Here is a 24,208-nt window from a genome sequence, read left to right as displayed (position 1 = left end):
TTACCGAACCAATCAGGTGAAGCGGTAGAGATGCTTCGGCAAGCTCAGCATGACATTTAAGAAAGGGAGACAGCGCTGTTTTCTGAGAGCTTAGCTCACGAAAACAGCAGTTGCGTTTTCTTCAGCGCCTCGCCTTGCTCTAAGTGAATCAGAGCACCGAGGGCAGTGGCTTGGGGCACTTCCAATGTGCGGATTTTGGCGTCCGGAAATTGGCAAGCGAGCGTTTGCATAAACAATGGGTTGCGCGCAAAGCCGCCGTCGACGTAAATCATTCTCTCGTTCTGCCGCACCAGGCTAATCGATTCTTTCAGAATGCTCATCAACCCCTGCATGAGGTGCTGATATGCCTCCACGGCCGTACCGAACACCGTCAAATCCCACTCCTGCGCCGGTTGCTCTGGGAACGGACCGGTGCCGTGCATACACCATGGCTTGAAAGCACTGGAAAGCTCGTCGGGCGGGCGCACCTGCACCAGCGAGTGGTAAAAATCGGGCTTGACGTGAAAGTGATGCGCAATGCGCTGGACCTGAAAATCGTGCTCGCGGCCGAAGAAAACGCGCGAAGCTTTGGTCATTTCCCCTTTCGGCGACAAAAAACTTAGGCAATCGCGCCGGAGCAATTCCGTGGTGAGCGGCTGGCGGTTGAAGGGGTTAAGCGTAATAGCCCAAGTGCCCGTCGAAATCAGCAAAAAAGGCTCTTCGTGCTGTTGCAGATACGGCAGCACCGCCGCCGAGCTATCGTGCAGGCCCACGCCCACCAAAATGCCATCGACCACCGAAGCAATTGAGTCCTTGGTTAGTGGGGCCAGCTTATCATCCACGCCCTCGCGCAGCACCCAATCGTGGTAGCGCCCACGGGTAAAATCCCACAGACCGGTGTGGCAACCCAAAGAGGTGTAATCGCTAAATGCCTCACCTGTAATGATATACGATAAGTACTGCGGCAAGTGAAGCGACGTGCGAATGCGGGCGTACTGCTCCGGCTTGGCATACTTCAGCCAATAGAGTTGCAGGCCCGAATTGAGCATGCCCATCTGCGGGGAGCAGGTGTCGGCGGCAAACTCTTGTGGGTCTTGCTCCAAGTCAAAGTAAAACCGAGCCGCATATTCCGAGGGCAGCGGCTTGAGGTAGTTGTACAGCGGCAGCACCGGCTGACCATTTGCGCCCAAATGCACAAAACTGGCACCATACGATGTGAAGTTCACCCCCTTCAGGTGGTAGTGCGGATTATGACGCAGGGCCTTCCAGCGATCCTGCACCCACTGGGTCAGGCGCGAAAGGGTTTCGCAGGCAAACCCGTCGTCGTCAACGGTTTCGATGCAGACCTGCTGGTGCTCGTCGATAATCTGCCGATCCTCGTCGAACAGGATGACTTTCTTGTTGGTCTTGCCAACGTCGAATACAGCGTAGATGGACTTTTTCATAAGCCAGTGGAGAGGCTAAGCTTGCCGCGCTGCTGAATGAGCTTCTCCCGGATGCCTTCGGCGCGATAGGCGGCAATGGGGTCAAGTACGCCGCCGCTGTGGCGGTAGGCTTCGGCCACCAACGGCCGCACATCGGTCTGGAAGGCGTCGCGCAGCAGCTCCTCGGCCCGCACCACGTCGTTGTTTTCCTGGGCTTCCTGCAAAGCTTCGCGGTCGACGAGCAGGGCTTTGGCGTAGGAAGTCAGGATGTTTTGAATCGATTGCAGCAGGTCCTCCAACGGATCTTTGGTGTTGTGGCTGGCGTCGATCATATAAGCCACGGCGGCGTTGGTAACGGCTTGGTCGCGGGCGCCGTCCACCAATTCGTTGAAAATCAGGAAGAGTTGGTACGGCTTGATGCTGCCGGTCGTGAGGTCGTCGTCGCCGTACATCGAGCCGTTGAAGTGGAAACCGCCCAAGCGGCCAAATTGCAGCAAGCGGCCCACAATCTGCTCGATGTTGGTGTTGGGCAAATGGTGGCCCAAGTCGACCAATACCTGCGCTTGTTTGCCCAGTTGCTGGCACAGCGAGTAGGAGGTACCCCAATCCGGAATCACCATCGAGTAGAAATGCGGCTCGTAGGGCTTATACTCAATGAGCATCGTCCAGTCGGAAGGCATTCCTTCGTAGATGGACGCCAGCGAGTCGGCGGTGCGCAGGTAGGCCCGGCGCAAATGCTGCTGACCCGGAAAGTTGGAACCATCTGCTAACCAAACAGTTAGCGTTTTGGCGCCCAAAGCCTCTCCGTGCCGGATGCACTCCAGATTGTGCTCGATGGCTTGTTGCCGCACGGCCTGGTCGGTGTGCGACAGCGACCCAAACTTATAGGAGTAGTGCTGGTCTTTTTGGTCCTGAAAGGTGTTGGAATTGACCGAGTCAATGACCAGCTTTTGCTCTTGCAGCAGTTGTTGCAGCGCCGGAATGTCGCGCGGAATATCCCACGGAATGTGCAGCGAAATCGAGTTCGAAGAGCCATTGAGCTGGTTGAGCAACCCCACATCTTCGATCTTCTCTTCGAGACAGCGAGGCTCGCCGCCCAGCGGGTAGCGCCCAAAACGCGTACCTCCGGTGCCCAACGCCCAGCTAGGAATAGCAACTTGAAAATCAACGAGTTGTTGAATTACTCCTTGCACATCCAAGGTGCGGCGGCTCAGCAAGTCGGTTAGGTAGCGGAGCCGAAATTCGTGGTCGGCCAGGCCGGCTTCGTTGAGGTCGTGGATTCGCTGTTCAGGTATCATTCGAGCAGGAGTTAGGCAGTGGGATTATGATAACCAAATTAGCAGCCTTACCCGCCGAAACTCTTCTGAACTCTCCTGCCTACGTGCTTTTTAAATCAAATGAGTCGCAGGGTATTACAAAGAGCCCCGCCGAATCAGGCTGAAGGGATTTTTGACTTTCACGCGCTGTTTTTCGAGTAATAGTTCGGCTGCGGTGCGGCCCATATTCTCGAAGTCCGTGGTGATAACGGTCATACCGAGCAGCTCTTTGAGGGGCGTTTCGTTGAAAGTCATGATGCCGATTTCGCGACCTAATAAGTAGCTGGTTTGGCGTACCTTTTTCACCAGCTCCGCCAAGTCAGTTTCGCGCACCACCACGTAGGCCGTGCCGGCTTGCAATACCTCGTCGATGGCATTTTCCTTCACCGCAAACTCTTTGTGGTAATTGATGCAGAACGTGCGGAAGCCCCAGGCAATCTCCATGGGATAGTTGCCGTCGCTGGGCAGGATGAGCACCATGCGATCGTACTTAACCAGCAGATCCTGAGCCGTTTCCAGAGCCCCGAAAATATCTTTGTCGAAATCCTGAAATACGCTCAGGCAATCGTGCTTGAGGTCTGGGATATCTTTATCGAGCAGGATCAGTTGGCCGGCCGGAATCTGGTTCAGAATGCTTTTGTAATCGGCCTTGTCGAGGTCCTGCGCAAAGTGCGGCATCACCACGTAGTAGTTGTACTTGCCTAGGTTCTTTTCCATGATCTCCTGGAACAAGTGGGCGCTGTAGTGGTGAATCTGCAAATCGACCTGTGCCTGATCGCCGAGGGCTTGCAGAAAAGCGTAGTAGATGATTTTCTTGTAGGAGCTTAACTTATTGAATATCAATAAGATCTTGATTTTGGTCGCGTCGTTGGCCTGTACGTAGTAGCCTTTGCCCTGCACCGACGTAATGAATCCGCGCTCGCGCAGCTCTCGATACGCCTTCTCGACGGTGTCGCGCGCCAAGTAATACTCCACACTCAGCTCGCTGATGCTGGGTAGCTGATCGCCTTTTTTGAGAAGTCCGCGCTCAATATCCGCCACCACCGATTGCACAATTTGCTTGTATTTGGGGGTCTTATCGAACGGTTTGAATTGCAGTTGATACATGCCTGTAGGTTCGGCGCGGTAGATATCTATGGAGCCACCGCCGTGATGACGGTCGCGGTCGAAGTAAGCAGATCTGGCAGGCATCGCGGATGGGATTTAGTAGAAAAAGATCGAGTGAAGCAGGTTGCGGGGAAGGAAGCAACTGCCCAAAAGGCTACAAAAACTACGGATATATAAGGACAACAAGAAAAAATAGGGTGCTTTTCTATGCAATCGTTGTCGGGAACGTTGCCGGAAGGCGGAATCTTGTTGAAGAGAGGGCGACGACCATGAAAAAGCCGGACCAGCAACAAGCTGATCCGGCTTTGTTAGAAGCTAGATACTGAGTGTCTTACCGGACAAAAGCCATGGCGACGCCGCCGTCGACGTTGAGCACGTTGCCGGTGGATTTGCTCAACGAGCCATCCACGAACACGCGCACGGCTTTGGCGATGTCCTCGGCCAGCAGCTCTTCGCCCAGCAGCGTGCGCTTGGCGTAGTGCTGGGGCAGCTCCTCGACCGAAATGCCGTAGGCCTTGGCCCGGCCCTGCGCCCAGGCGCCTTCCCATATCTTGGAGCCGCGCAGCACGGCGTCGGGGTTGACGGTATTGACGCGGATCTTGTCGGGGCCGAGCTCGGCGGCCAGCAGCCGCGACATGTGCAGCTGTGCCGCTTTGGCCGTGCCGTAGGCCACGTTGTTGGGGCCGGCCACCAGCCCGTTCTTGCTGGCGATGTTGACGATGTCGCCGCCCAACCCCTGCTGGCGCAGGATCTCCACGGCCTGTTGGCTGACCAAAAACTGGCCCTTCACGAGCACGTCGTTGAGGATGTCCCAGTCGGCCTGCGTGGTGTCGGCCAGGGGCTTGGAGATCGACAGCCCCGCACAGTTGACGATAATGTCCACCCCGCCGAACTGCAGCACGCTGGCTTGCAGCGAGGCGGCAATGCTGTCGGCATCCGTCACGTTGATCGGGGCCGAGAGGGCGCTGTCCCGGCCGTATTGCTGGCGCAGCTCGTCCTGGGTTTCCTCGAGGCGGTCGCGGTCGACGGCCACCACGCAGGCGCCTTGCTTCAGCAATTCCTCGCAGATGGCTTTGCCAATGCCGCCCGTGCCGCCAGTTACGTAGGCCACTTTGCCGGACAACGACTTGGGCGGGGCCATGCGCTGGAGCTTGGCTTCTTCCAGCAGCCAGTACTCGATGTCGAAGGCCTCCTGCTCAGGCAGGCCCTGGTAGGTGCTGACCGCTTCGGCGCCCTTCATCACGTTGATGGCGTTGGTGTAGAACTCGGCCGCCACGCGGGCTGTCTGCTTGTCCTTGGCGAAGGCGAACATGCCCACGCCGGGTAGTAAAATGATGACCGGGTTGGCATCGCGGATGGCCGGGGAGTTCGGGTGCTTGCTGCGCTCGTAATACGCGGCATAGTCCTGGCGGTAGGCCTCAAATTGGCCTTCCAAATAGGTTTTTACGCGGGCGGCGTCGCCCTGCACTTGGGCGGGGTCGAGTACCAGCGGCCGGATCTTGGTGCGCAGGAAGTGGTCGGGGCAAGAAGTGCCCAGGCGGGCCAGGCGCGGCAAGTCGTTGGAGTTGACGAACTCCAGCACGCGGGCGTCGTCGGTGTAGTGGCCTACCATGCGGCGCTGCTGCGAGGCCAGCCCGCGTAAGGTCGGCATCAGGCGCGCGGCCTGCTGGCGGCGGGTGGTGTCGTCGGGGGTATTGGTCAGTTGTACGCCGCCAAACACGGGCTTGGTTTTGCCATAGTGGGCTTCCAGGTACGTAGCGGCCTGCTCAATGACTTCCAGCGTGTTCAGGTACGATTCGTAGCTGGTCTCGCCCCAGGTAAACAGGCCGTGGCCCCCCAGGATGACGCCGCGCAGGTGTGGGTTGTCCTGCACGATCTTTTCCAGCTGCAGACCCAAATCGAAGCCAGGGCGCTGCCAAGGCAGCCAGCCCATGGTGTCGCCCCAGATCTCGTGCATGATCTGCTCGCCATCTTTGCTAGCCGCAATGGCGATCAGCGCGTCCGGGTGCAGGTGGTCGATGTGCTTGAAGGGCAAGAGCCCGTGCAGGGGCGTATCAATCGAGGGCGCCGCGCTCTTCGGATCGAACAGGCAGTGGTTGAACAGGGCCACCATCTCGTCTTCGAACTGCAGGCCGCGGTAGCGGTGCTTGAGTTGGTGCAGCTTCTCGACGTAGAGCGTAGCGCAGCCGGCTTTCGTCAGCGTGCCAATGTCGCCGCCCGAGCCCTTCACCCACATCACCTCCACGGGCTGGCCCGAAACGGGATCGGTTTCGGCCACTTTGCAGGAGGTGTTGCCGCCCGCGTAATTGGTCAGGCGCAGGTCGGCGCCCAGCAGGTTGGAGCGGTAAATGAAGAGGGCCACCTCGTCGCCGGCCAGTTCGGCGGCTTTGGCTTCATCCCACAAATAACTGACGTGCTGGAAGGTGAGCGTTTTATCCATCTGTTTGCTGCTGTTTGTCTCCGGCGAGTTGAAGCCGGAAAAGTGCCGGATAGGTTATGCGATGCTTTTCAACAAATTACGCTGCTTGTATGGCTATTAAACCTCCTGCACTCTCCTGCTCAAGCCCGAAAAAATTCGTAATTCGAGCCGACCACAACCGGCATGAGGAGTCTGGTCTTCCGTTTTCCCGATTTTCAGGAGAGAGCAGGAGGGTTTGGTTGCTCAAACTCAGCAGATTTGGCTAAAACCCCACTCCCTATGAATATTTTGCTTGGTGTATTGCTTCATGCGCTCGGCGGCTTTGCCTCGGGTAGTTTCTATTTGCCTTACAAAAAGGTAAACGGCTGGGCCTGGGAAAGTTACTGGCTGATTGGTGGGCTGTTTTCGTGGCTGGTGGCGCCGCTGGTGCTTGGCTACCTGACGGTGCCGCACCTGTTCGACGTGCTACGACAGGCTTCTACCGAAACGCTGCTCTGGACGTATTTCTGGGGCATCCTCTGGGGCTTCGGCGGCCTGACCTTTGGCTTGGCGATGCGCTACCTAGGTTTGTCGCTGGGCATGGCCGTGACGCTGGGCTTGTGCGCCGTGTTCGGGACGCTGGTGCCGCCCATCTGGCAGGGTATGTTTGGGGGGTTAGTTGAAACCAAGGCGTTCGGGGAGTTGCTGAGCACCACGTCGGGCCAAGTAATTATGGCGGGGCTCGGGGTCTGCGTATTGGGCATTCTGGTGTGTGGTTTTGCCGGCATGCTGAAGGAAAAATCGCTGACTACGGAGCAGAAACAAGAATCCATTGCCGAGTTTGACATCCGCAAAGGATTGCTGGTGGCGGTCTTTTCGGGCATCATGAGCGCCTGTTTCTCGTTTGGCCTGACGGCCGGGCAATCCATTGCCAAACTGGCGGCCCAACAGGGCACTAATCCGTTGTTCGTCAACAACGCCATCCTGGTGATTATCCTGCTCGGGGGCCTGACGACCAACGCGATTTGGTGCATCTACCTCAACTTCAAAAACAAAACGTTTTCCGATTACGCCAACCCGTCGGCCCCGGCCCTGCGCAACGTCATTTTCTGTGCCCTGGCCGGCGTGACGTGGTATTTTCAGTTCTTCTTCTACGGCATGGGCGACAGCCAGATGGGCGAGTACCGCTTCTCGGGCTGGACGCTGCACATGGCCTTCATCATCACCTTCAGCAGCCTGTGGGGCCTGTTTCTGCACGAGTGGCGCGGGGCCAACGCCCCCACCATGCGCACGATTTCCCTGGGCATCCTGACCGTGGTGCTGTCGACTGTTATCGTGGGTTACGGCAATTATCTTGCTTCATAACTATAAGTTATTGACTGTCAATAACTTATCGGGTAAAGTTAGAAAGCCCGTTCTTCGGCTCAACCGAGCCGAAGAACGGGCTTTCTAACTTTTGGGCTGCTTTACTTTTTTACATACTTGTTCAGCGAGCATTTCTTTAAGCCACGCAACCCTTCTATCACCGACTCGGCGTTTAGCTTGGCGCCGGCCTCGTTGGTGTGGGTGTGGTCTTCGACGAAGTAGGTAGCTTTCAGCTTGGTTTCGTCGCCGAGGGCGTCGTACTTCTTGGCTACGATCTCGTTCAGGTCGATGAAATAAGCGTTTTCGGCCTTGGCGACGTCGGCGGCCCAGGTGCCGTAGCTACCGGTGCCACGTATGATTTTGCCGTTTTGCCACTGGTTGCGCGGCACCAACGACAGCACAATGGGCGTGGCGCCTTTGGCCTTGGCTTCCTTCACGTATTTGCGCATGTACCAGCCATAGGTGTGCACTACTTCCCGCTTCTTGGTGATGGGGTTGTAAATCTCTTCGCTTTCCTCGCCAATGCCTTTGAGGGTGCCGCGGGCGCGGGCAGTGTCGGCGAGCGGGCCGTTGTCGTTGTGGCCGAACTGCATCATCACGAAGTCGCCGGGCTTGAGCTGGCTCAAAATCTTATCCCAGCGGCCTTCGGTGAGAAAAGTGCGGCTGCTGCGCCCCCCGATGGCATGATTGCGCACGGCAATGCGCGTCGTGTCGAAGTGCTCGGCCAAAAACGAACCCCAGCCCCACATGCGGTCGGCACCTTTGCCGCTGCCGTTGCGCACCGTGGAGTCGCCGATGAGGTAGAGAGTAGGGCGGGAGGCCGGCTTACTGGCCGCCACCAGCAAGCCCAGGGTGAGCAGGAGAAATAAAAAACGATTTTTCATGGAATAGAAGGTTGGGAGTGGGTTTGGCCAAACGGTTGCCGGCACCAAGTCGATGTCCGCGTACACTGGTTGATTTACGCCTCAATATCTGGTGCGGGCTACATGCGGCTTTCGGGTACCTACCTGCTCGGCCTCGGTTTTTCAGCAAAATACCGCTCAGCTACGCACGCAATGGCTCCCATGCCAGCAGCCGTAGCTTCTGAAAAGGAGCGGAGACGGCCGTTAGTTAAAGGGCATTAAATCAACTAGAAAGAAAAACCCAGTTGCCTGCCCGGTACAGCACTCTACAGGAGGGTTTTGGACTTATGATGAAATAGTTTGGGTGTGTCTAAGATCTCAGCCTCAAACATTCCCCCACATACCTATCCTGAAACCATGAAGATATGCTACGATTGGCGGCAGTGCCAGCCCCTGGTGCTAGCGGCGTTATTGGTAACTGCGGGCCCCGCCCTTTCGCCGGCGATGGCGCATCCGGTGGTTATTTCTGCGCCGCAATGGCAACTGACGGGCAAGGTAGTGTCGCAGGGCAGCGGCCTGCCAGGCGTAACCGTAGTGCTGAAAGGCTCAACGCAGGGCACCACCACTACCGCCGACGGTAGTTTTACTTTGTCGGTACCGGAAACGGCTGGTACACTGGTGTTTAGCTTTATTGGCTACACCACGCAGGAAAAAGCATTTTCCGGCCCCGAGACTTTCACCATCACGCTGGCTGAAGACACCAAAAAGCTGGAAGAAGTCGTCGTAGTGGGCTATGGTACCCAAAAGCGCGCCGACGTAACCGGCGCCATTGCCAGCTTCGACGCCAGCAAGCTGCAAGAGCGGCCCATCACCCGCGTCGATCAGGCCTTGGTAGGGCAATTGGCGGGCGTGCAGGTACGCCAGACAACCGGCGCACCCGGCCGGGGATTTTCGGTGCAGGTCCGCGGCTCGGGCTCGATTACGGCCAATAATGAGCCGCTGTATGTGGTTGATGGCTTTCCGCTGGAAGCGGCGGCCCAGAACGCCGCCGGCCGCTTTGGCACCGGCAGCCCGCTGGACAACATCAACCCCAACGACATTGAAAATATCGAGGTACTGAAGGACGCCGCGGCGGCCGCCATCTACGGTTCGCGCGCGGCCAACGGCGTGGTGCTGATCACCACCAAGCGCGGCAAATCCGGCAAGCCCAAGCTCACCTTCAATACCTACGCCGGCGTGAGCCAAGCCGTGCGCCACCTCGACATGCTCAGCGCGGAGGAGTGGGTCGACCGGGCTACTGAAATGATCAATGCCGCGTGGGTAGCTTCCGGAACCGGCCGCACAGCCAGCCAGACCACAGCGCAGCGGCAGGCCATTTTGGGCGTGAATACCATCAACCCCAACCTGATGCTTGACGAGCGCTGGGCCCAGCCCGGCCATCCGGGCCTGACCTACATCGACTGGCAAAAAGAAGCCTTCAAAAACGGTTTCACCCAGGATTATCAGTTGGCTGCTAGTGGTGCCAATGATTTTGTAAACTATTATGTATCTGGTGATTACCTGAGTCAAGGGGGCATCATGATCGGGTTAGGCTACAAGCGCTACTCGGCGCGGGCCAACGTAGAAGTGAAAGCCAACGACAAGTTTAAGTTTGGCCTCAACATCTCGCCTAGCTACTCCGTAGCCAAAGACCCCGGCATCGAGGGCAAGGACAACTTGATGCACAACATCGTGTCCTTCACGCCGGTGCAGGAAGCCGCGGCGGGCCTCGACGCCAACACCGGCAACTTCACCAGCTATGCCTGGAGCCTGAGCCGCAACAGCCCAATTCGGGTATTGCAAAACACCACCGGCGACACCAAAACCTTCCGCACCCTGGGCACGCTCTACGGCGACTACCAGCTGCTGCCGGGCTTGGCCTTCCGCACCACGCTCAACATCGACAACACCGACGGCAACACCAAGTCCTACATGCCCGCCTTCGTGAGCGGAAGCGTGGGCAATCGCCAAGCCTCGGGCTCTTATAATGGCTACCGTCGGCAAACGTTTGTGAACGAAAACACGCTGACCTATAACAAGATCTTCGCCGAAAAGCACGACTTCTCGGCCCTGGCCGGCTATTCGTACAACAACTCCAAGATCGATGCCCAGCGCATCAGTTCAACGGGGGGCTTCGTCAACCAAGCCGTAACTACGCTGAACGGCGCTGTAAACATCAGCGGCACGGCCAACAACTTCACCACCGAGACGCGCAACGTGCTGCTCTCGTACTTCGGCCGCGTGCAGTATTCCTACAACAGCAAGTACCTGCTCTCGACCAGTATTCGCCGCGACGGTTCTTCGCGCTTCGGCGACAACACGAAGTGGGGCATTTTCCCCTCGGCTTCGGTGGGCTGGCGCGTGTCGCAGGAGAGCTTCATGGAAGACATCACGCCGCTTAGCGACCTAAAGCTGCGCGGCAGCTGGGGCCGCTCGGGCAACAACGGCATCGGCGACTACAGCAGCATTGCTACGCTGGGCATCTATAACTACACGTTTGGCGGCGCTACCGCCGCGGGCCAGGCACCCAACCGTGTCAACAACCCCGACCTGAAGTGGGAAAAATCGCAAACGTTTGACGTCGGCTTCGATTTCGGCTTGCTAAAAAACCGCCTGACGGGTTCGTTTGACTACTACACCAAAACCAGCAAAGACTTGCTGCTCAACGTGCCCGTGGTATATGCCTCAGGTTTTGCAACGCAACTGACCAACATCGGCGAGGTGCGCAACAACGGCTGGGAAGTAGAGCTGACCAGCCACAATTTCACCGGCGACTTCCAGTGGAATACCTCGATCAACCTGAGCCACAACGCCAACAAAGTTGTGCACTTGGGGCCCACCGACGCACCCATTGAAGTAGCTTCGGCCTTCGACATTCCCAACAACATTTTGCAGGTGGGCCAGCCCATCTACAGCATTTATGTGGTGAAGCAAATCGGGATTCTGAGCCAAGCCGACATCGACAACAAAGTGGCCCTCTACGGTCCGCAAACCGTGGGCGACCCTAAATACCAAGACGCCAACGGCGACGGCAAAATCGATGCGAAGGACCGCCAGATTGTGGGCCATCCGAACCCGAACTACATCTGGGGAGTTACTAACACCTTCAAATTCAAGGGTTTCGACCTGAGCGTGTTGGTGCAAGGGCAGCAGGGTGGCTCCATCTACTCGCTGTTTGGCCGCGCCGTCGATCGCACGGGGCAGGGCTACACCGACAACGCCCTGGGCTTCTACCGCGACCGGTGGCGCTCACCCGACGACCCCGGTGCCGGCAAGCGCGGCAAAGCCTTCTCGGGCTTTGGCCGCATCAAAAATACCGACTGGTTGTATTCGTCTGATTACTACAGAGTTAGAAATATCACGCTGGGTTACGACCTGGGCCTGATCCTCAATAACCGGATTGCGCAAGGGGCCCGCATCTACGTGACGGCCGAAAACTGGTTTGGGCACGACAAATACCTGGGCGGCCTCAACCCCGAGGCGGTGAACACCGACGGTGGCGATGCCAGCTTCCCCATCGGTGTCGATTACGGCGGGCTGCCGCTCACCAAAACGCTCACCTTGGGCCTCAACCTCACTTTCTAGTTTCAAGCTGACAGCGTAACCTGAGTTTTTTCGCTCAAAAGTCGCTTCTAACTTCTGCCTTTCCCATGAAAAAGACATACCTCACCCTGCTTGCGGCCTGCCTGATCGGGCTGGCCGGGTGCGAAAAAGACCTGAACCAAGCCCCGATTTCGAGTGGCTCCACGCCTACCTTCTACGCCACGCAGGCCGACTTTGAGCAAGCTCTCAATGCGACCTACAGCATGCTGCGGGTAAGCGACAACGGTGGCTTCCCCGACCGGCAGCTCAACCTCTCCGAAACCCGCTCCGACAACATTTACGGCGTCGGGGATGCGGGCGTGCGCGACTGGGAGCCGGTCAATAATTTCCAGACCACACTGGCCACCAACCCGTATATCGCCGAAGCCTGGGATTCCAATTTCAGCGGCATCTTCCGGGCCAATACCTTGCTCGATCAGCTCGCTGCCAACGGTAGCGTAGTCGACGATGCCACGCGCAAACGCTTCGAAGGCGAAGCCAAGTTTCTGCGGGCGCTCTATTACTTCGATTTGGTGCGCTACTTCGGCAAAGTGCCTATTGTAGATCATGCGCTGGTGCCCAGCGAAGTTGGGAAGATTCAGCGGTCGCCGGTGGCCGACGTGTACAAGCTCATCCTATCGGACCTGCAAACGGCCATCGACAACTTGCCGGTTTCCTATACCGGCACCAACGTCGGTCGAGCTACTTCTGGCGCTGCCAAGGGCATGATGGCTCTCGTGTACCTGACCCGCTCGGGGCCGACGTACGGCATCGAAGGACCTGGGCTGGCTAGCAACGAATACGCGCAAGCGCTGAAGCTGCTCAACGAAATCATCGCCAGCGGCAAGTACTCGTTCCTGCCCAAGTACTCGGATATCTTCTCGTACACCAACGAGAACAACGCCGAGGTGCTGTTTGATGTGCAGTACATCCTGGGCGGCGTGGGTTTGGGCGCTACGTATCCGGGCTTGCTCGTGCCCGACACGTACTTCACGTTCCTGAAGATCCCATATCCTTCCGGGGGGCTCGAAATTCGGCCGATCGCGAATGATTTGCTGAATTCTTATCCGGCCGGCGACGTGCGCAAAACCTTCAACTTCGCCGAAGGCTTCACCAGCACCACGGGCTTCAAGGAAACGCGGTGGCTGATGAAAAAATACCTCAACGAAAACCTGAAAGGCTCTAACCGCAGCGACTGGCCCATCAACTGGATTGTGCTGCGCTACACCGACATCCTGATGATGAAGGCCGAATGCATCCTGCACGGGGCCGGCGGTACCCAGGCCGAAGTCGATGCCATCGTCAACCAGGTGCGCGCCCGCGCCGGCCTCGCCGGCACCGTCAGCAACGTGACGCTGCCCCAGCTGATGGAAGAACGGCGCCGCGAATTTGCCGGCGAGGGTTCGCGCTGGCACGACTTGGTGCGCGAAGGCTTGGTGCTGAACGTCATCAACGCTTGGATTCCGAAAGAAGATACCCGCAACCGCATGAGCCGCAACATCGACGCCAACCAGATCATCTATCCGGTGCCCCAAACCGAGCTGACTTCTTCCGGCGGCTTGTACCAACAAAATCCTGGCTACTAAAGCTTTGACGTAAAGTTCTGTATTACAAGGATTTATATAAAAGACGCTGGCTTTTAGTCAGCGTCTTTTCTTTTTTGCCTAGCCAGCAAAAGCACCGGTCAGTCGCATGGCAGGGCTGACGAAGTTCAGTATCTTGCCTTTGTTTGATATAAACGATTTGCTGCCAATGGAAGACGCTACCATTGCCCCTGCTGCTGCCGTGCCCACGACGGATGCTCCAGACCTTCTCGCTCACCCTTTCCCCGCAAGTGATCACACCTGCCAAAACTGTGGATTTCAGGGTTCGGGCCGGTTTTGCCAGCAGTGCGGCCAGAACTACGATACGCACCGCATTACGCTGCCGCATCTGGCGCACGAGGTATTTCACCTGTTTACCCACGTCGAGAAAGGATTTCTCTATACCCTTAAAGAGCTGGCTCTGAGGCCCGGCGACATGCAGCGCCGGTACCTAGCCGGCCAGCGTACCCGCTTTCAGAAGCCGTTTTCGTCGTTTTTTCTGGCAGCTACCATCACGGCGCTAGGGCAATACGCGATTAAAATGCTCCTCATCAAGATGTATGGCATGAGCGGCGAGTCGGAAGATTATTTCCGGCATTATTTCGCCCTGATGCAGGTAGGCTTGTTGCCCCTGTATGCATTCATTACGTGGCTTTTCTTCCGAAAATCGGGCTATAACTACGCCGAAATTGCGGTGGTCGTGTGCTACAGCCTCTCGCTGGTGGTGCTCGTTGTGGTGTTGATCAACGCCGCCCGCCTCATTTGGCCGTATTTCGACAGCCGGTACGTGGAGTTGCCGATGGTCGTGCTCTACAACACCTGGACGTATTTCCGGCTATTTCCCACGGCCTCACGCTGGCAACTAGCCCTGAAAAGCATGTTTATCAACACCGGCTGCTTCTTCCTGTCGCAGTTGGCCGGCTACATCGCTTCACTGTATTTGGTGCATTGAGGTTGATATCAAGGCTCCGCTTCGGGAAAAATTCAGGAATCACGGGGTGTCGCTAAGCATTATGCCCGGGAGCGGTGTTATTTGCTCGATGCTTTCCCACAAACACGAAATCTTCTTGGAAGTAGCGCGGCTGCTGAGCTTCACCAAGGCCAGCCAGACGCTGTTTATCAGCCAGTCGGCGGTGAGCAAGCAGGTAAAAGCGCTGGAAGAACACTACAAAACGGGCTTATTCGAGCGCTTCGGCAACAGCGTGGCCCTGACGCCGGCTGGGCGAATTTTGTATAATAAGTTGTTGCAAGCCAAGCAGTTGCAGCACGAATTGCACCAGGAAATTGCCAGTGTAAGCGAAAATTTCTCGCCGCGCCTGCACATGGTTATTGGGGCGAGCACCACCATCTCGCTCTATGTGATTCCGCCGGTGGTTTCGGCCTACCTGACTCGCAACCCCAACATCCTGCTCAGCCTCAAAAACCGCAACAGCGAAAACATCCTCAAGGCGCTGCTCGACCACGAAATCGACCTGGGCATCATCGAAGGCATTCACAAAGTCAGCAACGTCACCTACACGCCGCTGCTCACCGACGATGTAGTGGCCGTGCGGTCGTCGCGCAACCCCCTGAAGAAAAACGAATTAGAGGCCAAAGACCTATACGACATTCCGCTGGCCTTGCGGGAGTCGGGCTCCGGGACGCTGGCGGTGCTGGAAGAGGCCCTGGCCGCCCGGCATATCCGCATCGCCGATTTGCCGGTGCGCGTGCGCTTGGGCGGCACCGAGGCCCTCAAAAACTTTGTGCGGGTCGATACTTGCCTGGCTTTTTTGCCGCGGCAGGCCGTGGTAAAAGAGTTGGCTTCGGGCGAGCTGATCGAGGTGAAATTCAGGGACTTGGCCTTGGTGCGGCGCTTCAATTTCATTCAGCGCAAAGGCACCGAAAACAACCTGCCTTACAAAGACTTCGTGCAATTCACGAAGCGTTATTATTCCAAATAGGAATAGCCTATTCCAAAATTGCGCCGATCCGGTTATAGCGAAGGGACGTACTTGCGAGTGTTTTCAACGCCCGAAGCCATGACCCCGAGTAGTACCACCGTCAGTCGAATTTACAACCTGGAGTGCTCCCGCTGCGGCACCCCGCATTCTGCTTTCGCGCTGCAACGCGTGTCGGAATGCTGCGCGCTGCCGCTGGTAGCTACCTACGATCTGAGCGAGCCGCTGAGTCGGCAGAGCATCAATACCAGCGACGGCACCATGTGGCGCTACCAGGAGTTGCTGCCCCTGCTCGACGAAGAAAACCGCGTAAGTCTGGGCGAAGGCTTCACGCCGCTGCTGCACCTGCGCGGCCTCGCCAACCGCTACGATCTGGCGTGGCTACAGCTCAAAGACGAAGGCCAAAACCCCACCGGCTCCTTCAAGGCGCGTGGCCTGAGCATGGCCATTTCCAAAGCGAAAGAGTTGGGCGTCAGCGGGTGCATCATCCCGACGGCTGGCAACGCGGGCGTGGCAATGGCGGCCTATTGTGCCAAAGCCGGGATGCGCGCTGTGGTAGCCATGCCGCGGCACACGCCCAACGCCTTCAAAGAAGAATGTTATTGGTACGGCGCCGAAGTGCAACTCATTGACGGACTGATAAATGACTGTGCCGCTTGGGTGCGCGAAACCAACGCCCACGGCGAGCTGCTCGACGTCTCGACTCTGAAAGAGCCGTACCGCTTAGAAGGCAAAAAGACGATGGGCTACGAAATTGCGGAACAGCTCAATTGGCAACTTCCCGACGTGATTCTGTACCCCGCCGGCGGCGGCACCGGCCTGATTGGCATCTGGAAGGCCTTTCAGGAAATGAAAGCCCTGGGCTGGTTGTCCGCTGATATTCGGCTGCCGCGCATGGTGGCCGTGCAGGCGGCCAATTGCTGCCCTCTGATCGAAACCTATACGGGCCGGCAGGCCAACGCCCACCACTACGTCGGCAAGCCCACCATTGCCAACGGACTGGCCGTGCCGCGCCCCTTGGGCGAACAAATGATGCTGCAAGTGCTTCAGGAGTCGCGCGGCACGGCCGTCAGTATTACCGACGCCGAAATGATCGAAGGCATGCGCGAGCTGGGCCGGCTGGAAGGCCTGTTTGTAGCGCCCGAAGGTGCCGCCGTCTGGATGGCTGCGCGCAAACTGCTTAATACGGGTTGGCTCGCCGCCGATGAAAAAATCCTGCTGCTTAATACAGGCTCCGGTCAGAAATACATGGATAACGTGGCAGGGCAGTATTAGCCGGCGAATTCTAAGTATACACGAAGGCTGTAGTGAAAAGGTGTTGTTTGGTCAGTTCATTGTAAACAACATCAGCAACGAACCAACCACCCCAGCCGCCGCTGCGCGACGGCGTCCCCTCCTCAGCTGAGGAGGGGAGTTGGAATAGTGCACCAAGTGAAACCTGATTTATAAATGATTGATTATTAGATATTTAATCTTAGAACTTGTTGCTTCTGCTGTTCGTTGGGTGGTTGCGGCCGTATAGGGAGTTCCGTCACCAACGCACTAGAGTATGGAAGCCAACCAGGAGCGGCTGTATGCCGACGTCGAATTTTTGACTTCGATTCTGCCGGCGCGCAATTACCGGAACATGGGCTCGCTCAACAAAGCGGCCGACTACGTGCTCGACGAATTTAAGAAGCTCGACTGCCAAACGACGGAGCAGCGTTTCCTGGCCGATCGGCGCGAATACCGCAACATCATTGCCTCTTTTGGGCCGCCCGACGCAGAGCGCATCATCGTGGGGGCGCACTACGATGTGTTCGGCGACCAGCCCGGCGCCGACGACAACGCCAGTGCCGTGGCGGGCTTGCTCGAAACGGCCCGCTTGCTCCATCAGCACCGCCCGCAGTTGCAGCACCGACTTGATTTTGTGGCGTATCCGCTGGAAGAGCCGCCTTTTTTTGCTTCCAAACAAATGGGCAGCGCCGTGCACGCCAAGTCGTTGCACGATGCCAAAGCGCCCGTGCGGGCCATGCTTTGCTACGAAATGATCGGCTACTTCAGCGACGAGCCGGGCTCGCAGAAATTCCCCAACGAAAAGCTGGCCGCCCAGTACCCAAACACCGGCAACTTCATCACGGTGGTAGGCAAGCAAGGGCAGGAGGCCTTTACGCAGCGCGTGCAGACGCTCATTCAGTCGTATTGCCACCTCGACGTGGAGCGCATCAACCTGCCTGAATCGATGGGCTTGGCCGGCCTTTCCGACCACCGCAACTACTGGGACTACGGCTACGACGCCGTCATGATCAACGATACCTCCTTCCTGCGCAACCCCAACTACCACCAAGTTTCGGACACCATCGACACGCTTGACTTTGAAAGAATGGCCGAAGTCGTGGACGGTGTGTATGGCGCACTTCTGAATCTGTAAGAAACAGGTGCTTGGCAATCTATTGATTATTAAGTAGATATAAACTGGGCTTGGCTGTTATTGTGGCAAATTCTGACTGAAAAGTCACGAAGAATTAAGGCAGAAAAACCGAGTGTTGGTCGATGCTAAGTGCTTGGTTATCGATTCTTTGGTGTTGCGGCGAAGCGAATATTCCACCTTCGCATACCCAATCCGCAAGGCGAGCCCGAAACCGTGGAGGTAGAAGAAATTCAGTTTCGCACGCTTCCAGCCCACAGTGCCCTGCACCTGTCCAACCCCTACGAAGCTGAGCCCATCAGCTTTCTGCACGTCTGGATTAAAGTTGGGGAGGATTTGTAAATAATTGATAATCAAACCTTTGTATTTGAAACCTTTGATTTAGAAAATAAACTGGCGGAAGTAGTGCCCGCCGGTGCAAGTCGTCCGTTTGCCGCAGGTCTAGGCCGATTTGCCGGGTGCGCCGAAGCAACATACGCGGTGAAAAGCAACCGTTCGCGCTTCTTCGCGTTTGTGGTGGCCGGCGCTTTCGAAGTAGAAGGCCGCCTGCTGCACGAACGCGATGGGCTGGCGCTCTGGGATGTGCAGGAAGTAGAGTTGGAAGCGTTGAGCAACGACGCCTTGGTGCTGGTGCTGGAATTGCTCAATTAGAATAAAACCATCTGTAAGAAAGGGCCGGTACGGGGCTGGCCATGAGCCAGTTCCGTACCGGCCCTTCTGCGTGGCCAGCCTTTTTTAGAATGCTGAACCAGTCATTTTGAAGTCAATAGGCTAGCCGCAGCCTAAAATTTGCCGGATACTAAGCAAAGATTTCAAGCCTCTGAAATCAAGGCTGAAACGACAGCAACGCGGGTTTTAGAGGGGTAACAACTGTGGGTATTGGTAAATTTTTAGGTGTTTTTTTAAAATATACATGCGTTTTATCAAAAGACACCTATAAATTAGGGGTATAAAGCGGTCAAAAGCTGTTATATTTCTCAAAAAGGCATCGTGTTAGAAGGCCTTCCGGAAGAACTCATATTTATTTGAGTAAGCATGTCTACTTTAAAGAGGTCTCGTCCTAGTTACAGTTTAGTCACCCTGCTGGCATTGGTCGGTTTGAGCGGAGTGGCAGCTTTCGTGCGAGTGCCGCACCCAACAGCCGCTGCGGGCTCGCTGAACGCCGCCGACATTGCTTGGATGTTGACGGCCACGGCCTTCGTACTGATTATGACGCCGGGCCTGTCGTTTTTTTATGGCGGCATGGTGCGGCCCAAAAACGTGATTTCCACGATGTTGCAAAGCTTCGTGGCCTTGGGCGTCATCTCGCTGGTGTGGTACTTCGTGGGCTTCTCGCTGGCCTACGGCGACTCGTGGCACGGCTTCATTGGCAACCCTCTGACATACATTATGTTACGGAATGTGGGCACGGCGCCGCATCCGCTGTTGTCGCCTAGCATTCCCTTTATCTTGTTTTTCGCGTTTCAGCTCAAGTTCGCCATCATCACGCCGGCGCTGATCACCGGCTCGTTCGCCGAACGGGTGCGCTTCAAGGCATATTTGGCCTTTATGGTGCTGTTTTGCGTGTTTATCTACTGCCCGCTGGCGCACTGGACCTGGCATCCCGATGGCTTTTTGCGCAAGTGGGGCGTACTCGACTTTGCCGGCGGCACTGTGGTGCACATCTCGGCGGGCATCGCTGCTTTGGCTGGGGCCATCGTGCTGGGGCCACGTTCCAGCCACGGACGCAGTACTTCTTTCTCGACGCCGAACGTGCCGTTTGTGCTCTTGGGTACGGGCCTGTTGTGGTTCGGCTGGTTTGGCTTCAACGCGGGCTCGGCCCTCGGCGCCAACGAAACGGCGGCACTGTCCTTCGTCAATACCAATCTTGCCTCGGCCGCTGCCTTGGTCGCTTGGATGCTGATTGAGGTAGTACGCGGCGGCAAGCCGACGGCCATGGGTGCCTGCATCGGGGCAGTGGTAGGCCTGGTCGCCATCACGCCAGCCGCCGGCTACGTCGATTACGGTCAGAGCATCCTGATTGGCGTGATTGCTTCGCTGATCAGCCACGCAGCCGTGCACTGGCAGAACAGCCGCACCAACATCGACGACACGCTGGACGTGTTTCCGTGCCACGGCCTGGGGGGCATTGTGGGCATGTTGCTCACGGGCGTATTCGCCGATAAAGTGGGCTTGGTTAATGGCACTACCACCGTATTCAGCTACCACGTATTGGGCCTCGTGATCGTGATTGCCTACACCTTTGCCGGATCGTGGCTACTGCTCAAACTCACCGACCGCCTCTTCGGGCTGCGCGTAAAGCCCGCCGACGAAGAACTGGGCCTCGATCTGAGCCAGCACGAAGAATCGACTTACCACGTCGACGAAGAATTCGAGCAAACGTACCGCAAAGAGGTAATCAGCGAGCGCGTTTAGAGCGACAAAAGGCGCAAAAACTCATTCAGACAGAAAACACGGCGGTCGTGCTGAGCTTATCGAAGCATCTTAGCACGACCGCCGTGTTTTCGCGTTTACTACAGCAACGAACTGCGAAATCAAACTTCTGTTAGTCGCCCATCTTGCTGAGGTAAAAGGCTACTAGAAAGCCAATTACGGTGATAAGGCCCGTAAAATTATGGGCTACCTCGAAAGCCTCCGGAATCATGGTGTCGGCAATCATGGCCAGCACCGCTCCGGCGGCTACGGCCGTGGTGACGGCTATTACATCGGGCGAGAAATGGCTGAAAATGGAATATCCCGCCAACGACGCAATGCCCGAAATAACGGCAATGCCCGTCCATAAAGCCAGCACAAAACCCGGCGAGCGGCCGGCCTTGCGCATGCCCGCGGCGCTAGACAAGCCTTCGGGCAGGTTGGATAAGAAAATAGCGACCACTGCCACGGTGCTTACGGTGCCGCCGGCCAGCAAGCTCAGCCCAATAACGATGCTCTCCGGAATGCCGTCGAGCAGCGCGCCCAACGCAATGGCCATGCTGTTGTCTTTATCGGAACTGGCGGCTGATTTGTCGTCGGATGATTTGGTTTTCTGCCGCTCTTCGTGCTGTTGCGTGCCCGAGCGCTTGCGGTGCTTGGCACCGGCGTGCGACAAAATCCAATTGGCGAGCGTGTACACCGCTGCACCCCCAAAAAAACCATACGCCGCCGAATCGAAGCCACCTTTACGGTAGGCGTCTTCCATAAGCTCTAGCGACAAAGTCGAAATCAAAACGCCACTGCCAAAGGCCATTACGGCCGCAATCAGCCGCTGCGATACGTGGGCGTAGTAGCCAATAGCGGCCCCCAGCATGAGGGCAGAGCCTGAAACTAGGCCCCAAAAGCCCGCGAGAGCCCAAGTCGGAAAATGCATACAAGTGCGTATAAGTTGCGATGGCTGCTTATACGCGATGTTGGGTCAATACGGTGAGAAGATCTGCGTCGGTGAAGCCCTCGATTTCTACTTTCTTGAAAGGGGCGGTGTGACCCGTTACCAGCACAAGCCGCGATTTCGGCACGGCCAGCAGGTCGGCCAAGTAGCTCAGCAAACAGGCATTGGCCTTGCCGTCCTGCGCGGGCGCTTTCAGCCGTACCGTAACTGCGCCATCTTCAGATACTTGCAGGGCGTTCTGGCGGGCATTGGGCTTGGCCTTGAGGTGCAGAACCGCCATGCTGCTACGTTTGGGAGTTGTAGGCGTCGTACACGTTCCAGGCCCACAGGGCAAACGGAATCACGATGGTCCACCACAGCAGGAAGCCAACTACGCCGCTAAGAATCCAAATAAAGACGGCTTTAAGTATTTGCCCCTTAATTAGTTGGCCCAGGCCGGGCAAGAAGAAAGAGAAGATGGCGGGAACGCCGTATGTCTGTTTCATGGCTAAAAAACGCGCTTAGAATTGCCCCTAATGATACCGGTTTCTGCGCACTTTAGGGCCGCTACGCTTGCGCAGGTTGCGTTTTTGCTCCCAGCCGCTGTTGGCCAAACGGGCACTGATCCAGCACCACGCAGCGGCCACAGGCGGGCGTATGAAAATAGCAGCACTTCTGCCCGTGAAACATCAGTGCCTCGTGGTGATCGTAGACTTGCTGGGCATCCCAGTCGGGCGGTAGCAGCGCCGACAGCAGGGCGTGCGATGCCTCAGTGCCCACCTTCGGGCCGATCAGGGCCAAGCGCTGGGCCACGCGATGGTGGTGGCTGTCTACGGGCATGGCCGGAATGCGCAAGGTGCTGAACAACAGCGTGGCCGCACTCGTCTTGGGGCCCACGCCCGAGATAGATTCCAACCAGGCACGGGCCTCCGCAATGGGCATCTCGGCCAAAAACGCCAAGTCGCACGGACCGTTGCAGCGCGTGCTGATTTCGCGGATCACCGCTTGCAGGCGAGGTGCTTTTTGCTCGGGCCACGTGCAGGCGCTGATGGCAGCTTCTACCTCGGCGGTGGGGGCGTCGCGCACCTGCTCCCACGTCGGGAACTGCGCCCGCAATTGCTGATAGGCGCGGTGCGAATCGGCGTTTTTGGTACGGTGCGACAGCAGCGCGCTAATCAGCTCGCTCAGCGGGTCTTTGGTGCTGAAAAACGGGAACGGCGCTCCGTATTCGGCGCAAAGCCGCTCGTGCACGAGCAGGGCTTTGCGCCGGCGCAGGTCAAAATCGGATAAGTCAACTGTAGCTTCCACTTGCCTACCTACGCAGCACAAGGGGTTTGAGATGAGCTATTGGGCGCGATTGTAGAGCGAAATGGCTTGCTTGATGTTGCGTTGCTGCTTGCCCTGAAGCACCAGCGGCACAATGAGCAGTGGCAGGCCGGCATACACCAGCGGCGAGATGCGTGCCGCCCCGCTTTCGTTGGAGTTGAAAGTCGAAAAGATGCCCGCGGCTACTACGCCGGCCGCGGCAACGTAGCTGAGCGTGGTAATGCGCTGATAGCTACGGGCTTGGTCGAGCAGGGCGCGGCTGGCGGGCAAGTCAGAAGTAGCAACGCTGAGGTTGCGCAGACTCAGATCCTCGATAGGACCGTTGTCTTTGCTAAAGTACTCGGTCTTAACGGTTTGGTAGCCGCCGTACGGGTAGCCGTAGCCATAGCCGCCAAAGCGCCCGAAGCCGCCGTACGGGCTGTAGCCGTAAGGGCTATTTGAATATTGGGTGCGCGTGATCGAGTACAGACTGATCCGGCCGACGCGGTCGCGGCGCAACGTGGTTTCGCGCTTGGATTTGGGCAGCGTAGTGCGCACGTAAAAGCCCGTTTCATCTTCGTAATACCGCACTTGGTCGAGGTCGAACCGTTGGCCGTCGTCGAGCAGCAAATAGCTCCGGCCAAATACGGGCTGCTTAACTATCACATCGTAAGCGCGGTACACTTGGCCGTTTTTTAGGCCCACGGCATAGCGCGTCGTGTTGGGCGGCGGCGCGGGCAGCGCAGTTTGGCGCTGCTGCTGGTGCTGGCGCACCACCGAATCGGGCAGCGTGGGCTGGGTGTTGAGCTGGCGCGGCGCGGTTTGGGCAAAGGTGGTTGCCGTCGGCAAGGCCAGCAGGGACAGCGAAAAGAGGAGAGGACGGAGGTTCATGCAGTGAACAACGTAAATTTTTGCTGAAAAATGTGCCCGAAAAGTGGGGTTCGCATGAAGTTCAGCGCGATGACTATCAAGCAAATAAAGAACTCCTTTCTGACGGACCAACGCAAGCTCAGCGCACTCGGTAGCAAGACCCCATCACTAGCCTCCACGGTTGCATCAATGCAAAAAACGGCGGACGACACTAAGTCGCCCGCCGTTTTTTGATTCTTGTAAATGATTAATAGTCAATATATTGTCTTCTGGCAGGCTACTTCAATAGCTGTTCCAGTAGGCTGATGCTATCTACCATGTCGGAGCCCGATTCGAAGTCCAGCGGCTTGAGGATGTAGCCGGCCACGCCCAGGTTTTGGGCACTCAGCCGGTCTACATCCATCGACGAGGTCGTGGTCACGAACACCGGAATCTGATTCAGATGGGCGTGGCTGCGTAGTTCTGCCAGAAACTCGTGCCCGTTCATTTTGGGCATGTTCAGGTCCAGCAGAATCACCTCGGGCAACGGCTCGATGGGCTCCACGCCGTTGCGGCCAAGCAGCAAGTCCAAGGCTTCGATGCCGTTGAAAGCGGTGTAGAGCTTGTGCGGAATGCTGAATTTGGCAAAGCTTTTCTCCACGGTCATCGTATCGAAAAAATCATCTTCTACCAGCAATACTGATCTCATAATATATTGGTTATCAATCATTT

At 57.0% G+C, this 24,208-nt stretch carries 21 protein-coding genes; 10 read left to right on the top strand and 11 right to left on the bottom strand.

What is annotated here, in order from left to right; translation table 11 throughout:
- Nucleotides 1-95: 95 nt before the first annotated feature.
- The 4 genes from FHG12_RS04640 to FHG12_RS04625 all read right to left on the bottom strand — a co-directional run bounded on the left by FHG12_RS04640 (nucleotide 96) and on the right by FHG12_RS04625 (nucleotide 6,266).
- Nucleotides 96-1,424, bottom strand: a complete 1,329-nt coding sequence (locus FHG12_RS04640; protein ID WP_139514614.1) for an FGGY-family carbohydrate kinase — start codon at nucleotides 1,422-1,424, stop codon at nucleotides 96-98.
- Nucleotides 1,421-2,701, bottom strand: a complete 1,281-nt coding sequence (locus tag FHG12_RS04635; protein WP_139514613.1) for a TIM barrel protein — start codon at nucleotides 2,699-2,701, stop codon at nucleotides 1,421-1,423. Before FHG12_RS04635 ends, FHG12_RS04640 begins: the two co-directional genes overlap by 4 nt.
- A 114-nt stretch (nucleotides 2,702-2,815) precedes the next feature.
- Nucleotides 2,816-3,826, bottom strand: a complete 1,011-nt coding sequence (locus FHG12_RS04630; RefSeq protein ID WP_139517691.1) for a GntR family transcriptional regulator — start codon at nucleotides 3,824-3,826, stop codon at nucleotides 2,816-2,818.
- A 331-nt stretch (nucleotides 3,827-4,157) separates the two neighbouring features.
- Nucleotides 4,158-6,266: a bifunctional aldolase/short-chain dehydrogenase gene (locus tag FHG12_RS04625; protein ID WP_139514612.1), complete on the bottom strand. Its 2,109-nt coding sequence runs from the start codon at nucleotides 6,264-6,266 to the stop codon at nucleotides 4,158-4,160.
- Between the two features lie 258 nt (nucleotides 6,267-6,524).
- Between FHG12_RS04625 and rhaT the strand changes: the two genes are divergently transcribed.
- A complete protein-coding gene (gene rhaT / locus FHG12_RS04620; RefSeq protein ID WP_139514611.1) occupies nucleotides 6,525-7,589 on the top strand; it encodes an L-rhamnose/proton symporter RhaT in 1,065 nt (354 codons plus the stop codon).
- A 101-nt stretch (nucleotides 7,590-7,690) separates the two neighbouring features.
- Here rhaT and FHG12_RS04615 read toward each other — a convergent pair whose 3' ends face one another.
- On the bottom strand, nucleotides 7,691-8,473 hold the full coding sequence (locus tag FHG12_RS04615; RefSeq protein WP_139514610.1) for a rhamnogalacturonan acetylesterase: 783 nt from the start codon (nucleotides 8,471-8,473) through the stop codon (nucleotides 7,691-7,693).
- Nucleotides 8,474-8,848: 375 nt separating this feature from the next.
- Here FHG12_RS04615 and FHG12_RS04610 point away from each other — a divergent pair, with 375 nt between their 5' ends.
- From FHG12_RS04610 to FHG12_RS04575, 9 genes are all read left to right on the top strand, one after another.
- Nucleotides 8,849-12,055, top strand: coding sequence for a SusC/RagA family TonB-linked outer membrane protein (locus tag FHG12_RS04610; protein ID WP_139514609.1), 3,207 nt, complete (start codon nucleotides 8,849-8,851; stop codon nucleotides 12,053-12,055).
- A gap of 65 nt (nucleotides 12,056-12,120) precedes the next feature.
- Entirely contained in the window at nucleotides 12,121-13,638 is a 1,518-nt protein-coding gene (locus FHG12_RS04605) for a RagB/SusD family nutrient uptake outer membrane protein (protein ID WP_139514608.1), read from the top strand.
- A 166-nt stretch (nucleotides 13,639-13,804) separates the two neighbouring features.
- Entirely contained in the window at nucleotides 13,805-14,587 is a 783-nt protein-coding gene (locus tag FHG12_RS04600; RefSeq protein WP_165699303.1) for a DUF3667 domain-containing protein, read from the top strand.
- Nucleotides 14,588-14,675: 88 nt separating this feature from the next.
- A complete protein-coding gene (locus FHG12_RS04595) occupies nucleotides 14,676-15,575 on the top strand; it encodes a LysR family transcriptional regulator (RefSeq protein ID WP_139514606.1) in 900 nt (299 codons plus the stop codon).
- Nucleotides 15,576-15,653: 78 nt separating this feature from the next.
- Nucleotides 15,654-16,847 (top strand): threonine synthase, encoded by a 1,194-nt coding sequence (locus FHG12_RS04590; RefSeq protein WP_139514605.1) that lies wholly within the window; start codon nucleotides 15,654-15,656, stop codon nucleotides 16,845-16,847.
- 274 nt (nucleotides 16,848-17,121) lie between these two features.
- Nucleotides 17,122-17,982 (top strand): M28 family peptidase, encoded by an 861-nt coding sequence (locus FHG12_RS04585; protein ID WP_139514604.1) that lies wholly within the window; start codon nucleotides 17,122-17,124, stop codon nucleotides 17,980-17,982.
- Between the two features lie 129 nt (nucleotides 17,983-18,111).
- On the top strand, nucleotides 18,112-18,321 hold the full coding sequence (locus tag FHG12_RS04580; RefSeq protein ID WP_139514603.1) for a hypothetical protein: 210 nt from the start codon (nucleotides 18,112-18,114) through the stop codon (nucleotides 18,319-18,321).
- 138 nt (nucleotides 18,322-18,459) lie between these two features.
- On the top strand, nucleotides 18,460-18,630 hold the full coding sequence (locus FHG12_RS20985) for a pirin family protein (protein ID WP_165699302.1): 171 nt from the start codon (nucleotides 18,460-18,462) through the stop codon (nucleotides 18,628-18,630).
- A 384-nt stretch (nucleotides 18,631-19,014) separates the two neighbouring features.
- Entirely contained in the window at nucleotides 19,015-20,394 is a 1,380-nt protein-coding gene (locus FHG12_RS04575; protein ID WP_139514602.1) for an ammonium transporter, read from the top strand.
- Nucleotides 20,395-20,524: 130 nt separating this feature from the next.
- Here FHG12_RS04575 and FHG12_RS04570 read toward each other — a convergent pair whose 3' ends face one another.
- The 6 genes from FHG12_RS04570 to FHG12_RS04545 form a co-directional block, all read right to left on the bottom strand.
- Nucleotides 20,525-21,325, bottom strand: coding sequence for a ZIP family metal transporter (locus FHG12_RS04570; RefSeq protein WP_139514601.1), 801 nt, complete (start codon nucleotides 21,323-21,325; stop codon nucleotides 20,525-20,527).
- Between the two features lie 28 nt (nucleotides 21,326-21,353).
- Nucleotides 21,354-21,623, bottom strand: coding sequence for a DUF167 domain-containing protein (locus FHG12_RS04565; protein ID WP_139514600.1), 270 nt, complete (start codon nucleotides 21,621-21,623; stop codon nucleotides 21,354-21,356).
- A gap of 4 nt (nucleotides 21,624-21,627) precedes the next feature.
- A complete protein-coding gene (locus tag FHG12_RS04560) occupies nucleotides 21,628-21,828 on the bottom strand; it encodes a hypothetical protein (protein ID WP_139514599.1) in 201 nt (66 codons plus the stop codon).
- A 61-nt stretch (nucleotides 21,829-21,889) separates the two neighbouring features.
- Entirely contained in the window at nucleotides 21,890-22,630 is a 741-nt protein-coding gene (locus FHG12_RS04555; protein ID WP_230471291.1) for an endonuclease III domain-containing protein, read from the bottom strand.
- A gap of 36 nt (nucleotides 22,631-22,666) precedes the next feature.
- A complete protein-coding gene (locus FHG12_RS04550; RefSeq protein ID WP_139514598.1) occupies nucleotides 22,667-23,518 on the bottom strand; it encodes a hypothetical protein in 852 nt (283 codons plus the stop codon).
- A gap of 256 nt (nucleotides 23,519-23,774) precedes the next feature.
- Complete coding sequence (locus FHG12_RS04545; protein WP_230471290.1) at nucleotides 23,775-24,185, bottom strand: response regulator; 411 nt, start codon at nucleotides 24,183-24,185, stop codon at nucleotides 23,775-23,777.
- Between the last annotated feature and the right edge of the window lie 23 nt (nucleotides 24,186-24,208).

The organism is Hymenobacter jejuensis, assembly GCF_006337165.1.
In the GTDB taxonomy this organism is placed as follows: domain Bacteria; phylum Bacteroidota; class Bacteroidia; order Cytophagales; family Hymenobacteraceae; genus Hymenobacter; species Hymenobacter jejuensis.
Note: the sequence above shows the minus strand (reverse complement) of the source record. Positions and strands in the feature narration are given on the sequence as shown.